This window comes from Bifidobacterium sp. W8103, assembly GCF_016100775.1.
Classification (GTDB): Bacteria; Actinomycetota; Actinomycetes; order Actinomycetales; family Bifidobacteriaceae; genus Bombiscardovia; species Bombiscardovia choladohabitans.
This window is the reverse complement of sequence record NZ_JACFRV010000001.1, coordinates 485702-501587: the sequence shown is the minus strand read 5'-3', so window position 1 is coordinate 501587 and position 15886 is coordinate 485702. Positions and strand designations below refer to the sequence as shown.

General features: G+C 60.0%; 12 protein-coding genes. 11 read left to right on the top strand and 1 reads right to left on the bottom strand.

Annotated elements, in window-relative coordinates; translation table 11 throughout:
* Nucleotides 1-96: 96 nt before the first annotated feature.
* From H3U90_RS01875 to H3U90_RS01840, 8 genes are all read left to right on the top strand, one after another.
* A complete protein-coding gene (locus H3U90_RS01875) occupies nt 97-1710 on the top strand; it encodes a xylulokinase (RefSeq protein ID WP_198176822.1) in 1614 nt (537 codons plus the stop codon).
* Nucleotides 1711-1773: 63 nt separating this feature from the next.
* On the top strand, nt 1774-2466 hold the full coding sequence (locus tag H3U90_RS01870) for an L-ribulose-5-phosphate 4-epimerase (protein WP_154313155.1): 693 nt from the start codon (nt 1774-1776) through the stop codon (nt 2464-2466).
* A 30-nt stretch (nt 2467-2496) separates the two neighbouring features.
* Nucleotides 2497-4011, top strand: a complete 1515-nt coding sequence (gene araA, locus H3U90_RS01865; protein WP_154313154.1) for an L-arabinose isomerase — start codon at nt 2497-2499, stop codon at nt 4009-4011.
* Between the two features lie 243 nt (nt 4012-4254).
* Entirely contained in the window at nt 4255-6234 is a 1980-nt protein-coding gene (locus H3U90_RS01860) for an LPXTG cell wall anchor domain-containing protein (RefSeq protein ID WP_198176821.1), read from the top strand.
* Nucleotides 6235-6427: 193 nt separating this feature from the next.
* The gene (locus H3U90_RS01855; protein WP_198176820.1) at nt 6428-7255 is read left to right on the top strand and encodes a hypothetical protein; all 828 of its coding nucleotides are present in this window, start codon (nt 6428-6430) and stop codon (nt 7253-7255) included.
* A 571-nt stretch (nt 7256-7826) separates the two neighbouring features.
* The gene (locus H3U90_RS01850; protein ID WP_195760163.1) at nt 7827-8915 is read left to right on the top strand and encodes a class C sortase; all 1089 of its coding nucleotides are present in this window, start codon (nt 7827-7829) and stop codon (nt 8913-8915) included.
* A gap of 129 nt (nt 8916-9044) precedes the next feature.
* Nucleotides 9045-9893 (top strand): aldo/keto reductase, encoded by an 849-nt coding sequence (locus H3U90_RS01845; RefSeq protein ID WP_198176819.1) that lies wholly within the window; start codon nt 9045-9047, stop codon nt 9891-9893.
* A gap of 54 nt (nt 9894-9947) precedes the next feature.
* Nucleotides 9948-10745: an HNH endonuclease family protein gene (locus tag H3U90_RS01840; protein WP_232340520.1), complete on the top strand. Its 798-nt coding sequence runs from the start codon at nt 9948-9950 to the stop codon at nt 10743-10745.
* A gap of 155 nt (nt 10746-10900) precedes the next feature.
* On the opposite strand, the gene H3U90_RS01835 is transcribed toward H3U90_RS01840, so the two are convergent.
* The gene (locus H3U90_RS01835) at nt 10901-12472 is read right to left on the bottom strand and encodes an MDR family MFS transporter (RefSeq protein WP_198176818.1); all 1572 of its coding nucleotides are present in this window, start codon (nt 12470-12472) and stop codon (nt 10901-10903) included.
* Nucleotides 12473-12800: 328 nt separating this feature from the next.
* Here H3U90_RS01835 and H3U90_RS01830 point away from each other — a divergent pair, with 328 nt between their 5' ends.
* The 3 genes from H3U90_RS01830 to pstA are packed head-to-tail and all read left to right on the top strand — an operon-like array spanning nt 12801 to nt 15876.
* Nucleotides 12801-13949, top strand: coding sequence for a phosphate ABC transporter substrate-binding protein PstS (locus H3U90_RS01830; RefSeq protein WP_198176817.1), 1149 nt, complete (start codon nt 12801-12803; stop codon nt 13947-13949).
* The gene (pstC, locus tag H3U90_RS01825; RefSeq protein WP_198176816.1) at nt 13946-14899 is read left to right on the top strand and encodes a phosphate ABC transporter permease subunit PstC; all 954 of its coding nucleotides are present in this window, start codon (nt 13946-13948) and stop codon (nt 14897-14899) included. The genes H3U90_RS01830 and pstC overlap by 4 nt, the downstream gene beginning before the upstream one ends.
* Nucleotides 14896-15876: a phosphate ABC transporter permease PstA gene (pstA, locus tag H3U90_RS01820; RefSeq protein WP_198176815.1), complete on the top strand. Its 981-nt coding sequence runs from the start codon at nt 14896-14898 to the stop codon at nt 15874-15876. Before pstC ends, pstA begins: the two co-directional genes overlap by 4 nt.
* Nucleotides 15877-15886 lie beyond the last annotated feature (10 nt).

The following is a 15886-nucleotide window of genomic DNA, read 5'->3' as shown; positions in this document are numbered from 1 at the left end:
TCGGCTCGCGTCCAGCGGGCTTGCCTGATGCTCTGGTCTCGGATACAATCGTAATCAGACTATGTGAGCGTTAACATATCAGGCAAAGGAGCGGACATGGCTGTTGGCGAACAAGGCGTCATCGTAAGCGAACTACAGGAGGGTGCGACCAGTCTGGGCATCGAATTCGGCTCCACCCGCATCAAGGCTGTGCTGATCGACCATGACTACCGGACGCTGGCCACCGGGGACGTCGAGTGGGAGAACCGGCTGGAGGACGGCCTGTGGACCTACTCCATGGACCAGATCCACCAGGGTCTGCAGGCGGCCTATGCGGCCATGGCCGAGGACGTCCGTCGCCGGTACGGGGTAACGCTGACCAAAATCGGCGCCATGGGGATCTCGGCCATGATGCACGGCTACCTGGCCTTCGACAAGGATGGTCAGCTGCTGGTGCCCTTCCGCACCTGGCGCAACACCAACACCCGCCAGGCCCACGAGGATCTGTCTCAGGCCTTCAGGATCAATATTCCCGAGCGCTGGTCCATCGCCCACCTCTACCAGGCCATTCTGAACGGCGAAGAGCATGTGCCCAGGGTGGCCTACATCACCACTCTGGCCGGCTACATGCACTGGAGGCTCTCCGGCCGCAAGGTCATTGGCATCGGCGATGCCTCGGGCATGTTCCCCATCGACTCCACCCGCAAGGAATTCGACCAGGGCCTGCTGGACATCTTCTCCCGACTGCCGCAGGTTCAGGCTCAGCCCTGGGACATCCACGACCTGCTGCCTGAGCCGTTGACCGCCGGCAGCGATGCCGGGGCGCTGACCGCAGAAGGTGCCGCCCTGCTGGATCCCAGTGGTCATTTGCAGCCCAGCGTGCCCATGGCCCCGCCCGAGGGCGACGCGGGAACCGGCATGGTGGCGACCAACGCGGTTCGACCCCGAACCGGCAACGTGTCTGCGGGCACTTCCATCTTCGCCATGGTGGTTCTGGAGCATCCCCTGCGTGACTTCCACCCCGAGGTGGATCCGGTCACCACACCGGCTGGGGATCCGGCCGGCATGAGCCATGCCAACAACTTCACTTCGGACCTGAACGCCTGGGTCGGGCTGTTCGGGGACTTCGCCAAGGCCGCCGGTCTGGACCTGAAAGGGAATGCGCTTTACGCCACCCTGTTCAACCAGGCCCTTCTGGGAGACAAGGATGCCGGCGGACTGATCAACTACTGCTTCTATTCCGGGGAGTTCCTGGCTGGTCTGGAGGAGGGTCGTCCTGTCTTTGCGCGCGGCCCCGAGGGACGGATGACCCTGGCCAACTTCATGCGCGCCCAGCTCTTCTCGGCCTTCTCGCCGGTCACCATCGGCATGGACGTGATGACCCGTCAGGAGCATGTCCAGGTGGACACCATGGTCGGTCACGGCGGCATCTTCGCCACCCCCAAGGTGGCCCAGCGGATCCTGGCCGCCGCCTTCAACGCACCCATCAAGGTCATGTCCACCGCTGTGGAGGGGGGCGCCTGGGGCATGGCCGTCCTGGCCGACTATCTGGGCCATGCCGACCAGACCCTGGCCGACTACCTGGATGCCAATGTCTTTGCGGGCGTCCAGTCCACAACCGAGCAGCCGGATCCGGCTGATGTGAAGGGCTTCAGAACCTTCTTCGACCGCTTCACCAAGGGCCTGCCCATCGAGCAGGCGGCCGTGAAGACCATTCCCCTGCAGGGATGAGGCCGGAGCTGAAAACGTCAAACGGCCGGATTAGCGGGATCGGGCCGGGAAAAGGAGTTGCTGATGGTGTCCTTGGCTGATTATTCGCCCGAGGTGCGCGACGAGGTGAAACTGGTGCGCGAGCAGGTGGCCACCCTGCATGCGCAGCTGACCAGGTGGAATCTGGTGGTCTGGACGGCGGGCAATGTCTCGCAGCGTTTGCGCTCTGCCGATCTGATGGTCATCAAGCCCTCGGGGGTGCGCTATGAGCACCTGACCCCGGGATCCATGGTGGTCACCGATCTGGACGGCAATGTGGTGGATGGTACCGAGGCTCCTTCTTCGGACACGTTGTCCCACGCCTATATCTACCGGCACATGCCCGATGTCTATGGCGTGGTCCACACCCATTCCACCTATGCCACCGCCTGGGCGGCCACAGGCAGGGACATTCCCTGTGTGCTGACCATGATGGGCGACGAGTTCGGCGGCCCCGTGCCGGTGGGTCCCTTCGAGCTGATCGGCTCCGAGGCCATCGGCAAGGGCGTGGTTGACACCCTCAAGGATCACCCCGGCTGCCCGGCCGTGCTCATGCGCAACCATGGGCCCTTCACCGTGGGAGCCGATGCCGAGGCAGCGGTCAAGGCGGCTGCCATGACCGAGGAGGTGGCCCATACGGTCTGGGCAGCTGAGCAGATCGGCACGCCCAAGCCCATCGATCCGGCCGACATAGCCAAGCTCAACGACCGGTACCAGCACGTCTACGGCCAGCACTGAGCTGGAAACATAAGCAAAGGAGCAAGAAGTATGAGCATGAAAAATCCCTTCGAGGGCAAGGAACTCTGGTTCGCCGTTGGTTCGCAGGACCTCTACGGCGAGGAGACCCTGCGCCAGGTGGGTGTCCAGGCTGCGGACATCGCCAAGTCCCTCAATGATTCGGGTCGGATCCCGGTCAAGCTGGTCCTGAAGCCCACGCTGAAGGATTCGGATTCCATCCTGAACTTCATGGTCGATGCCTCGTCGAACCCGGCCTGCATCGGCGTGGTGGCCTGGATGCACACCTTCAGCCCGGCCAAGATGTGGATCAGGGGTCTGGAGAAGCTGCGCAAACCGCTCCTGCAGCTGAACACGCAGCACCATGTGGAGATCCCCTGGGACACCATCGACATGGACTTCATGAATCTGAACCAGTCGGCCCATGGCGATCGTGAGTTCGGCTACATCCTGACCAGGCTGGGAATCCCGCGCAAGATTGTGGTCGGCCACTACACCGACCCCGAGGTTGCCGACAAGATTGGTGTCTGGGCGCGTGCATGCGCAGGCTGGGATGCCGCCAACAACATGAAGGTCTGCCGCTGGGGCGACAACATGCGCGACGTCGCTGTCACCGAGGGCGACAAGACCGAGGCTGAGAGGGTCTTCGGCGTCTCCGTCAACACCTGGCCGGTCAACGAGCTGGTGGACCATGTGAACGCCGTCACCGACGATCAGGTCAAGGATTTGATCGAGGACTACAAGCGCAGCTATGAGGTGGCTCCCGAACTTCTGGACTCCCGGTACGACTCCCTGGTGGTGGCCGCTCGCGAGGAGCTCGGCATGCGGGCCATGATGGAAGAGGTGGGTGCTACCGCCGCCGTGGACAACTTCCAGGATCTGGGAGCCCTGCGTCAGCTGCCCGGCGTGGGAGCCCAGCGGTTGATGGCCGACGGGTACGGATTCTCGGCAGAGGGCGACTGGAAGACCTCGGTTCTGATCCGGATCGGTAACGTCATGGGCTACGGGCTCAAGGGCGGCTGCTCGCTTATGGAGGACTATTCCTATAACTTCGTGCCCGGCCATGAGGAGATCATGGGCGCCCACATGCTGGAGGTCTCGCCCACGCTGCTGACCGAGGGACGGCCCCGCCTCGAGATCCACCCCCTGTCCATCGGCGACAGGGAAGACCCGGTGCGTCTGGTCTTCACGGCCACTCCCTGCACCGATGCCGTGGTCGTCTCCCTGGCGGATGTACGCGAACGCTTCCGCCTGGTCATGAACGTGGTGGATGTGGTCGAGCCCGGCGGGTCCCTGGCCAAGCTGCCTGTGGCACGTGCCCTCTGGAAGCCCCGGCCCTCGCTCAAGGTCTCGGCTGAGTGCTGGCTGCGCGCCGGGGCGGCCCACCATACCTGCATGACCACCACCGTTGGTCGCGAGGCCTGGGAGGACTTCGCCCGGATGGCCGGCGTGGAGCTCGCCGTCATCGACGAGAACACCGAACCGCGCCGTTTTGAGGCCGATCTGCGTGCAGCAGAGCTCTACCACCGGCTGGACAACCGGCACTGATTGCCTGTCTTAGGACAGATTGCAAGGCCCTGCCACAACACATGTGGTGGGGCCTTTGACATTCGGCTTGTCGGTTTGCGTTGTCCCTACTTTGTCGGTACAGTGATGATTAGGCAATGGGAACAGTGGCATGTCCCAAAGTTGACATATTGCCCACCCCCCTGAGTCGGGGAAGTGATCGGTTGGGGAGGCGAAGATGTGCCTGGCCATCCTGTGCCTATTAACAAAGAAGGGAATGCGTGCATGCACATGCAACGAGATAATGAAGGGATTAGGCTCCCTAAGCTTTTAGGCTTGGCGGTTGCCGGAGCGACGCTCCTGGCGGGCATGGTCGTTTTGCCAGCCACCCAGGCTTCGGCCGCTGACGCCTATGGATTTGCCGCTGAAGATGACTTCGTAGCAGGCGATTTGGACACTGCCAAGGTGCCTCAGTTAACTGTCACCAAGTATCTGTCACTGAATGACGGCTATGCACCTACTGGCTCAGCCAATGATGCTGTTCATCTGAACTCAAATCACGATCTGGCTCCTGCCAAAGACATTCTGTTTAACGTGAGGGAAGTACAGCCGGCAGACGGCAAGAGTCTGGCTGATATCAATGCTAATGACCCAACTTCGTTTACACCTAAGAATACTACAGTATATGCAGGTGTGACGGACGGTCAAGGTGTCATCAGCGATTGGTACCAAGGTGACGCAAGTGGAAAGCCAACTAGCACAAAGCTGACTTTCCCCACAGGTCCCAATCATTACTATGTTATGAATGAGAATACAGCTGGTTCTCCTGCTTTCGATCCCTCGAATCCACACGGAATTGATATGTCCAAGTATAAGACTGCCGTCAACTCATTCTTTGGTCTGCCTTATGCAACTAATGGAACGGATGCAAACCAGACTCGCGGTTTCATCTATCACCTGCACCTGTATCCAAAGAACGTCAACGCTCAATCTTTCGCCAAGACAGTGCAAAGTGTGAAGGGTGCTGACGGGAATGTCAAGGATCAAACCACTGCGACCGCTGGTGATACAGTCACCTATAAGCTGTCTCAAAAGATTTACAATGAAGGTAATGGTTCTGCTAGCAACGACGGAAAGCTCGATGTCAAGGAATTGAAGGGTCAAGGGAAAGATGTAAGGCTTGCTGATCGTATGTCTAGTTCGCTGAAGGGCGATCCAGCCACCATCAAGGCAGACATTCGGGATAGCGATGGTAATAAAGTAGTAGATTTGGCAATAACTGATGACTACACTCAGGATTTAACTGCTAATGCAAATCCCGCTGCGCTGAACGATACAACTAAGAAGATGTTTGCAGATGCGCCTTCGGATGATGTGACTTACTGGGTATTCAACTTCTTCACCACCGGTGGTGTTGCAAAAGTGAAGGAAGTTAAAACCTCTGTGATGGAACTTGAGGTCACCTATGACGCTTTGGTCACCGGCAATGGTGATTCTACAGGTACCGGTGGTGTAGTTAACGATGCGGCATCTGACTTTATCGATAACAAGGATTCTGACGGCAATAACCTGGATCCTGTGCCCTCTCATACAAACGTTACCAATGCAGCATTAGCTTTTGGTTCTGTGGGGAGCAAGAAGCTGGGTTACCCTGCGTTGCCTGAGACGGAATATCGTTTGGTTAAGGACGCTGATTCCACGGACAAGTACCTGGCTTCAGATGGTAAGTTCTACGGCTCGAAGGATACCGTTCCTGACAATGTTCAGGTTTACAAGGCAACGGCCAACAAGAAAGGTCTGGTCGTCTTTGCCGCCCTGCCTATCTTCGGAACAGGAGAAAACAAGGCAGCTGACAAGACTGTCCAAAATACAAGCTGGATGTTGGTTGAGACTAAGACCCCACAGGACTGGCGTAACCCCGGCATCCCCTTCGGAACAGTAACTTATGGGGATGTAGGTATGACCGAGGAAGGCATCGTACAGAAGTACGGTCGTAACGCTACTTTGCAACCGAACTACGATGCTCTGAACTTTGGCAACTTCAACGCCCCAGTAGGTGAGATTGGTGCCGACACGAAGATGATGTTCAACAATGTGGCAGTCTCCAAGTATCTGGCCCACTATAAGACCACTGATGGTGATTCCCCATTGGCTTTGCCTCTGACTGGTGGTCGTGGCATCCTGCTGCTGCTGGTTGTTGGTGCCCTGATCATGGGTGGTGCCCTCTATGCCCGCAATCGGCGCAACAACGCCGCCCGGGCCTGATGATCACGGTCACATCAAGAATCATGTGAGGTGACCCGATGGCGGACGGTTCCTCCGTGAATCGTCCGCCATTTTCATACGGATCGTTGAACTTCTACGGTCCGCGCATGTCGGGACGCTGGTCTGGGTTTTACTCAGCCAGTGGATCTGACGCAACCACGTCGTCGAAAGGCGGCCTTGGAAGGGAAGGTTTATGAAGGGAATTGCCTTGCCGAAATGCCTCACCCACCGGGTCCTGCCCTGTCTGATTGCGGCCGTGGCCTGTTTAGGCCTTACCGCTTTCGATATGACGCCGGCGGCAGAGGCGGAGACGGTCAACCCGACCCTGACGGTGCAACTCAAGAGAGGGCATTCAGGTCAAGGAGGTCAGAATGACATCCTGCCGAGTGCTCCTGTATCGGCTGGAGCAGGGTATGTGTTTCGTGCCCTGAGGCTGGATGCCGGTACTCTGAAGAGCCGGGTGGAGGCACTTGACCATAATCCTGGCGCCGATAAGGCACAAGCGGCCATCAGCAACGAGGTGGCAGCCAATCCAGATGCTTTCAAGGACAAGACACAACCCGCTGAATACTACGGTGTCTCTGATGAAGAAGGCACCATAACAAACGCATCAGAAGCCAAATCACAAGGTGTCTGGCTTACAGGAGCCAATCTTGATTTAGACGCACCCAGTCTGACCGGAGGAAGTCCAGCTGTTTTTGATGGCGACTACTTCCATGCTTCATACTGGTTGATCACTCTGGTAGCCACACCTAAGAATGCAAAGGTAAAAGCCGATCCTGTGGTCGTACAGTTGCCGCTCTACCGCGAGCAGGGTGAAGTCCATCCGCTTTATGATGTGACTATAAGCCCCAAGCTTGTGGACATACCTCAGGTCGTCCCAGTCGTCCGATCTGGACCAGGCAAGCTGGCAGCTACCGGTGTATCCATGGTAGCGCCTGGGATTCTGCTTATGATCCTGGCCATGATGGGCCTGTACTTGGCGGTAGTCGCACGATCCTGGAACAGGGATGAGCACTAGGTATTCTCATGGCAATGTCGGTGTGATGCCATCAAACGGCATCGTAGGCATCTGTGAGGATGTGTAAAGACCGGCGGTATCATACAGGTGCCGCCGGTCTTTGTATGTCAAGAACTAACAATCGGACTATTTGAAGCGGGCACGAGAAAGGCTATAGATGGACCAGCACACTGACTCGGCTACTATGAGCCCATCCCAGACGACCGGAAACGGTGAAGTTTCCTATGCGTCCATGCCGGCTGAGTCAGCATCGTCAGATATGCCTGTTGAGCAAGGGTACATGCCACCTTCCTATGCTCCTAGTTCCGAGGTGCCGCCCTCCTATCCGCCTTCGGCAACACCTGAGGATCGCGGAGCTTCAGAATCGGATGATTCAGATGCAATAGCAGCTCCGGTGACAGTTCCAGGCCACGCTACAACGTCTGCTCCGATAATTGTCGTTTCAGGAAATCATTCCCAGGACACAGTCCAACAAGGTAAAGCAGATCAGGAAGCTGCGACTGCATCCAAACAGGCCAAGAACGGTGGCAGGGCTGGCAAGTCAGGGCGGGGGTTCGGCCTCCTGGAAACCTTGGCCTTCCTGATTGGTCTGGCAATCTTTCTCTATCCCCTGCTGGCAGCCTATGTGAACTATTCCAAGGATTCCTCCGCAGTAGACAACTACGATCAGATCGTGGATGCACTCTCGCCTGCACAGCGCAGGGCGATGTGGCGTGATGCCAAGAAGTATGACGAGGAATTGGGCAAGCCTACGCTGAGGGACCCCTTCAAGTACAAGGAAGTCAAGGAACCACTGGGCCGCTACTACAAAATCCTCAATGTAGACGGCAAAGGCATGATGGCCTATGTGGAGATCCCCAAGATCAATGTCAAGCTGCCCGTGCGGCACGGTACCAGCGATGAGGTGCTCAAAGACGGCACCGGGCACATCGCCACAACCCACGTCCCTACAGACAACCGAACTATCCACTCCGTTATCACTGGACACACCGGCGAAGTCGGCTACATGCTTTTCGACAACCTGACGCAGTTGCGCAAGGGGGACGTCTTCCAGATACGAGTGCTCAAGCGGCATATGAGCTACAAGGTGGATCAGATTAAGATTATCTTGCCTACCGATGTCAGCGCCTTGCAGCCAATCCAGAATTCCAACTATGTGACCCTGCTGACCTGCTACCCCTATGGCGTCAACTCCCACAGACTGATCGTGCGTGGTCACTATATCGGCGACGACGTGCCTCCCACCCAACCTGAAGGGGCGCCCATTTACATGGTCTGGGTGCTTCTGGCCCTGTTCCTGGCCTGCCTGGTGGGTTGGTACCTGCTTTCACGTCGCCGGCGCAACTGCCGTCACGAGCTGGAGCAGATGGAGCATCTGGAATCTCGAGCGACCGGACCGGGGACCATGGGGGAGCCGCTGGCCACGATCATGGTCAGCCATGAGCAGGAGACCCGTTCAGAAGCCACCCGTCGTCGCCGGCTGATCAAAACCCGGCGAATCTGCAGCGCCTTCATGTGGCTGTTGGCTGTGCTCGGCCTCTTCTTCGCCTGGGGTACGGTCGGCATGATGATGAAGATCAGCCTGTTGCCCGTATTCGACCTTGGCTACCACTGGTTCGATACCCACGTGCTGTACTTCTTCAGCATCAGCAAAATCTAAGCCGGTGCATGAGCGGGCAGGTTTGACCACATAGGACTGTTCTGTTGCAGCCAGACTTTTGCCTGGCTCTAGAATGGAGCGAGCATGGCCCGGCAGACTGCTGGGCTGCATCCTGGGAAGGTGTGGACCATGACAGCAGTTCCTGACATCTTATTGTCTGACGGCAATCGCATTCCGCAGGTGGGCCTGGGTGTGCTCAGGATCGACGACGATCAAACCGCTGGAGTAGTGCAATCCGCCCTGGAGCTGGGTTATCGCCACATCGATACGGCAGCGGGTTATCGCAACGAAGGCGGCGTGGGCCGTGGCCTCAAGGCATTCGGTTGCCAGAGCGGTCCTGAACGGACCAAGCTGTGGCTGACCACCAAGCTGCGCGACTCCGAGCAGGGGTATGACAGCGCTCTGCAGGCCTTCGACCGCCAGCTGGCCCTGCTGGGCACCGACTATGTCGACATGTATATGATTCACTGGCCGACACCGTTCGATTGGCGGGCTGACCAGGTTTGGCGAGCTTTCCATCGGCTGCGCGATGAGGGGCGGGTGCGGACCCTGGGGGTCTGCAACTTCCTGCCAGAACACCTGGAACGGCTGCACCGGGAGACGGGGGAGTACCCTGCCGTGGATCAGATTGAGCTGCACCCCAGCTGGCAGCAGCGCTCGGTGACCGCCTTTTGCAAGGAGCACGGCATCGCCATCCAGGCATACTCGCCATTGGCGCGCGGTGCAGATCTGACAGCCGGCGGGGGAAAGCTGGAGCAAATCGCCCAGGCCCACGGGGTTACGCCGGCCCAGGTGGTGCTGCGTTGGCACATCGAGAACGGGACCATCATCATTCCCAAGTCTGTCCACAGGGAAAGGCAGGCCGAGAACCTGGACCTGTTCGGCTTCAACCTGACACCTGAGGAGCATGCCGCCATCGATGCCATGGACTCCCCGGTGCGCGCAGGACACGACCCGATGACCTATGCATACGCCTGACCGCTATGATGGATGATTCATGCATGCAGTCGACATAGGAGGTATCGGCGGTAGATGACCGGTCCGAGACGTAGAAGATATCGGTATCGAGGCCGCAGCCGGTACGGTTCGGTCTGGCGAAGTCCCGCCCCGGCCCGCTTCCGTCGCGAATCACTCACGGAACGGGTGCTGATCCTTCTGGTAGTGGCTGTGGTCCTGGGCATCACCATCGGCCTGATACTGCCAAGGGTCAACGGTGGAGTCGGACGGCTGACCGGACGATATACAGCAACCGGCGATGCGGCCCAGACCCTTCAGGGTCTGACAGTGGACGATCATGCCCGTCCCGGCCGCCAGTACAGGCGCGAGGCCTTCGGCTTCAAGGAGACCGACGAGGACGGCAACGGCTGCAATGTGCGCGAGGATGTGCTGACACGCGACCTGACCGACCTGCGTACCACCACTCCCGGCGGGTGCAAGGTGGCCAGTGGTCGTCTGCAGGACCCTTATACCGGGCGGACCATCGAATTCGTCAGAGGGCCGAAGACCAGCTCGGCTGTGCAGATCGACCATGTGGTCGCCCTGGAGAATGCCTGGCGGTCAGGAGCCAGCAAGTGGGACACGGCCCGCCGCTACCGTTTTGGCAACGACCCCTACAATCTTCTTGCTGTTGACGGCCCCGCCAACCAGTCCAAGGGGAGTGCCTCGGCCGACTACTGGTTGCCCGAGAACAAGGACTATCAGTGCTCCTATGTGGCCCGTCAGATAGCGGTCAAGGACAAGTACTCCCTGAGCGTCACAAGCTCGGAAAAGCAGGCCATGCTGGCCGTTCTGCATACGTGCCCGGGCCAGCCTCTTCCGCAGGATCGCTGATTGCTGGCCTACAGGAGACCGATACTTCCGCCGAAAGAACAAGCTGACAACTGACATCTTTCAGTTGACGTCTTGTGTTTACCAGTCTGTCGATCCTGCACCTTGCGATGAATCTGGTCAGATCTAGCGGGTACCGGAGAAAGACACCCCGGTGATCAGTCCTGGGTTTTGGTGTCGGCGGTGGAGGCTGTGACGGCAGGAGCATCGGTGTGGATGATGTGCATGTGGCGCAGGAGCATGCGGGTCATCTGACGGCCGGAGCCGGCGCCGTTTCCACGGACGCCGAAGTAGACCAGCAGAACCATGCCCAGGCAGATCAGTGCCGAGATGCGCAGGGCCCACTGCACGCCGAAGATGTTGGCTGCGATCTGGGTGGAGTGACCGCCGCCCATGGCGTTGTGGCGCAGGGTGGTGATGGTCTCCATGAGGATGACCAGGATGGGTGCGCCGACGGCGCCGGCGATCTGCCGGGCCGTGTTGGTGACGGCCGAACCGGCTGAAACGTCCTTGGGAGCCAGGTTGTTCAGGGACCAGGTGGTCAAGGGCATCAGGGTGAAGCCCATACCGATCTGGCGGATGAACTGGCAGATGGAGACCAAACCGATCCAGGTATTGGCGCCGATCAGGCTCATGGCGATGGTGCCCAGCAGCAGGACCGAGCAGCCCGTCATGGCCACGGGCCGTGCTCCCCAGCGGTCCAGCAGGCGGCCGCCGAAGAACTGGGCTATGGCGGTGCCGATGGCTCCGGGCAGCATAACCAGACCGCTCATGGTGGCAGAGAAGCCGCGATCAGTCTGGATGTACATGGGCAGGATGACGGTGACCGAGCTGAAGGCGAAGAAGGACATGGATGCGATGATGGTGCCTACGGTGAAGTTCTTGATCCGCAGCACATGCAGGTCCAGCAGGGGCTTGTCGTGGTGGAGCTGGCGAAGAACGAACCAGATGATCCCGATCAGGCCGACCAGCATGAAGGGCCAGGTCATGAAGGAGGTGATGGGGAAGTTCTCGATGTTGGTGAAGCCGAACATGAGGCCACCGAATCCGAAGATGGAAAGGGCCACCGAGAAGAAGTCCGCCTTGACGCTGGTGTCGCGCTGGCCGAAGTTGCGCAGGCCGAAGATGGACAGGAGCAGCGCCACGGCCCCGCAGATGCTCAGCGTCAGGAAGATGGAACGCCAGCCGTTGGCATCTGTCTGCCATCCGCCCAGGGTGGGGCCGATGGCCGGAGCCACGCTCATGGCCAGGCCCACGGTACCCATGGCCATGCCGCGCTTGGCCAGAGGGTAGATGGAGAAGACGGTGATCTGCAGGACGGGCCACATGGTTCCCGTGCCGATGGCCTCAAGGATGCGACCCAGCAGGACCAGGGCGAAGGTCTGCGACTGCCAGCTCAACAGAGACCCCAGGGTGAAGACGGCCATGGAGGTGATGACGATCTGTCTGGTGGAGAAGCGCTTGGTCAGAAAGCCGGTCAGCGGCACCATGACGCCCATGACCAGCTGGAATACCGAGGTCAGCCACTGGCCGGTGGTCAGGGTGATGTGGAACTCGTCCACAATGGTGGGCAGGGCCGAAGCCAGCTGCAGCTGGGTGAAGTTGCCCAGGAAGGTGATGACGGTCAGGATGGCCAGCGAAAGGAAGGCCTCATGGGTGAGCTTTCCGTTGACGAAGGCTCCATCCTTGCTGAGGGTCCGCCCTTGCTTGGCGAGCTCCTGCTTCCTCATGCACCACCACTTCCTTCGGGTTAGTCCTCACTGCGCATACCACTCCCTGCGGTGCCGTCCTAGAAAGCAAATCAGGGCATACCGATACCGGTGACACTAAGAAAAGAACAAGAGAGCTAAGCGTCTGACAATGACCTTATAATATACCCGTCTGTGGATTGTGATTGAGTTTTTCCACATGGCTGACGCGGATGTGGCGACCTTGTCCGGCGTTCAGCGTTTCCAGTATGCTGTGTGAGGCGAGCTTCGGTAATGTGAATACGGGAGGATCCGACACGGGCTGATGAGGACGGACGTTTGAAATGCAACGGCGGTCAAGGTAGGTAGCATGCACGCACATGGTCATGGTCGTGGTAGATTCCCGGCCCTCCTCATGTCCTTGGCAATGATGATTTCCCTGGCGGCCTGCGGCGACAACGTCCCCGTCGATGGAGGCGGTACGGGCGATGGGGCAGATCAAGCCCTCTTCCAGGGCGAGTTCGCCGGATCTGGCGCATCCTCCCAGCAGAGCGCCGACGAGGCCTGGATAGCCGGCTTCCGCAAGCAGCATCCGGGGGCGCGCATCTCCTATGACCCGGCAGGTTCCGGTGCTGGAGTCAATGCCTTTCTGTCCGGTTCGACCATTTGGGCCGGCACCGATGCGCCGCTGACAACAGAGCAGCTTGAGCACTCGCGTAAGGTCTGTGGTTCCGGTACGGCCATTGACCTGCCTGTTTACGCCACCCCAATCGCCGTGGCCTACAATCTTCCGGATCTGTGGCCGAAGGGCTCAGGCGGCCATCTGCGGATGGACCCGGCTCTGATCGCCATGATTTTCTCCGGAAAGGTCACCAACTGGCGGGATTCGCGCATCGCAGCCCTCAACCCGGGGGCCAATCTGCCCGACCTGGACATCACGGTGATTCATCGTTCGGACAAGTCGGGCACCACGAAAAGCTTCCTCTCTTATCTACACGACACCGCCGGGTCCGCTTGGCCTTATCCAGCGGGTGAGAATTGGCCCAACGACCTGGGGCAGGGTGCCAAGGGCACTGCCGGGGTGGTCATGACCATGAACCAGGCAGAGGGCACCTTTGGCTATGCGGACGCGGCACAGACCACCGGGTTGGGGACCGTGGCCGTCCAGGTGGGGAAGACCTGGCAGCCGCCTACAGCAAAGACCGTGGCCAACCTGCTGGATTCGGCCCAACGGGATCCCCAGGCCAGCCAGCCCGGCCGGGTGGTCCTGACCGTGGACCATCGCACCACACGGAAACACACCTATCCCATCGTCCTGGTCTCCTACGATGTGGCCTGCACCGTCTATCGGGACGATCAGGACGGATCCAAGGCCCGGTTCGCCAAGGCCTGGCTGACCTATCTGCTGAGCGAGCAGGGTCAGCGCATGGCTGCGGCCAATGCGGGCAGCGCCGAGCTGGGGCAGGGGCTCCGCAGTCAGGCCATGGCCTCGGTGGAGACCATTGGGGGGAAGTCATGAGCGAGAAACCGGACGAGGCTGCAACCCTGAATAAGGCCAAACGGGTGGACCGGATCTTCAAGGCCTGCGCCACCGGGGCGGGCATCCTGATCCTGCTGGCCCTGGCTGCGGTCACCCTCTTTCTGATCCTGCGGGCCTTTCCGGCTTTCACCGGAGACCCGGATTCCCGAACCCAGGCCATCCTTTCCCTGAGCGGGGGACGGGCCAGCAGTTTCCTGGGTTATGTGGGCCCGCTGGTTTTCGGCACCGTTCTGATTGCCGGCCTGGCCCTGCTCCTGGCCTTCCCCGTCTCCCTGGGTATCGCCCTCTTCATCGGCTACTACGCCCCCGCCCGTCTGTCCACGCTCCTCAGCACGGTGATCGACCTGCTGGCCGCGGTGCCCTCGGTGATCTACGGGCTCTGGGGGGCTCTGGTCCTGGTTCCCAATATCACCGGCTTCTGGCGTTGGCTGTCTGTCCATTTGGGCTGGATCCCGCTCTTTTCCGGACCCGTTGCAGCCCCGGCCCGGTCCGTGGCCACGGTGGCCCTGGTACTGGCGGTCATGATCCTGCCCATCATCACCTCGGTCACCCGAGACATCCTGATCCAGGCCCCTCGACTTCAGCAGGAGGCCGCCTTGGCCCTGGGTGCCACCAAGTGGGAGATGATCCGGCTTGCGGTCCTGCCCTTCGGCCGCTCGGGCATCATCTCGGCCTCCATGCTTGGGCTGGGGCGCGCCCTGGGCGAGACCATGGCGGTGCTGATGATCCTTTCGCCCGGTTTCAGCTACTCCCTGCGGCTGCTGCAGGCTTCAAAAAGCCAGACCATCGCCGCCAATATCGCCGCCCAGTTCCCCGAGGCGGACTCCCAGGGCGTGGCCCTCCTGGTTGCCACCGGCCTGGTCCTCTTCATCATCACCTTCATCGTCAACTATCTGGCGCGCAGGATCACAGCAAAGGCGGGTGCATGATGGCAAGCCGAACTGATCATGGACCGGTCATCGATTTTGACCGCTTCAGGCCCACCAGGTCCTCCATCCGGGCGCGCAAGCGTAAGGACCGGCTGATGACCGTACTGATCGGGCTCTCCTTCCTGGTGGCCCTGATTCCGTTGGTTTCGGTGCTCTGGGTCAGCCTGTCCAAGGGGGTGCGACGGCTGACACCGGACTTCCTAACCCACAATATGAGCGGGGTGGTAGGGGGCAACCCTACGCCGACCGGAGGCTATGGCGGCATCCTGCATGCGGTAATCGGCACCCTGGAGATCACCTTTGGCTCCATGGTCATCTCCATTCCGGTGGGGGTCATGTGCGCGGTATATCTGGTCGAGTACGCCCATGGAGGCCGTCTGGCCAAGGCCATCAGTCTCATGGTGGACGTGATGAGCGGGATTCCCTCCATCGTGGCCGGCCTCTTCGCCTTCTCCATGTTCGCCCTGGTGGTCGGACCGGGCACCGTCAACGGCCTGGCCGGTTCTGTGGCCCTCTCCCTGCTCATGCTGCCCACGGTGGTCAAGACCTCCGAGGATATGCTGGCCGTGGTTCCCGACGACCTGCGCGAGGCGGCCTACGCCTTAGGAGTGACCAAGCAGCGGACCATCACCAGCATTGTTCTGCGCACGGCCCTGCCCGGCATCGTCTCGGGCACCATTCTGGCTGTGGCAAGGGTCATCGGGGAGACAGCGCCACTGCTGATCGCCTCGGGCTTCATCGCCACCACCAACCCCAATCTCTTCTCCGGAAGGATGACCACCCTGCCGGTCTTCGTCTACAACGAGTATTCCCAGGGGCTGGCCGTCTGCGGACCGGGGGCCGATCCGGGATGCCTGAGCGACATCCACATGCAGCGGGCCTGGGCTGCGGCCCTGGTGCTGATTCTTATCGTCCTGCTGCTCAATCTGCTTGGGCGGCTGGTCTCGCGCATCTTTGCTGTTGGGCGGACCCGTTGAGCGCCGCCAT

Bases quoted from the DNA above. Each gene is read 5' to 3' on its own strand.
- H3U90_RS01875 (WP_198176822.1), top strand. From the start codon at position 97: ATGGCTGTTGGCGAACAAGGCGTCATCGTAAGCGAACTACAGGAGGGT.
- H3U90_RS01870 (WP_154313155.1), top strand. From the start codon at position 1,774: ATGGTGTCCTTGGCTGATTATTCGCCCGAGGTGCGCGACGAGGTGAAA.
- araA (WP_154313154.1), top strand. From the start codon at position 2,497: ATGAGCATGAAAAATCCCTTCGAGGGCAAGGAACTCTGGTTCGCCGTT.
- H3U90_RS01860 (WP_198176821.1), top strand. From the start codon at position 4,255: ATGCACATGCAACGAGATAATGAAGGGATTAGGCTCCCTAAGCTTTTA.
- H3U90_RS01855 (WP_198176820.1), top strand. From the start codon at position 6,428: ATGAAGGGAATTGCCTTGCCGAAATGCCTCACCCACCGGGTCCTGCCC.
- H3U90_RS01845 (WP_198176819.1), top strand. From the start codon at position 9,045: ATGACAGCAGTTCCTGACATCTTATTGTCTGACGGCAATCGCATTCCG.
- H3U90_RS01840 (WP_232340520.1), top strand. From the start codon at position 9,948: ATGACCGGTCCGAGACGTAGAAGATATCGGTATCGAGGCCGCAGCCGG.
- H3U90_RS01835 (WP_198176818.1), bottom strand. From the start codon at position 12,472: ATGAGGAAGCAGGAGCTCGCCAAGCAAGGGCGGACCCTCAGCAAGGAT.
- H3U90_RS01830 (WP_198176817.1), top strand. From the start codon at position 12,801: ATGCACGCACATGGTCATGGTCGTGGTAGATTCCCGGCCCTCCTCATG.
- pstC (WP_198176816.1), top strand. From the start codon at position 13,946: ATGAGCGAGAAACCGGACGAGGCTGCAACCCTGAATAAGGCCAAACGG.
- pstA (WP_198176815.1), top strand. From the start codon at position 14,896: ATGATGGCAAGCCGAACTGATCATGGACCGGTCATCGATTTTGACCGC.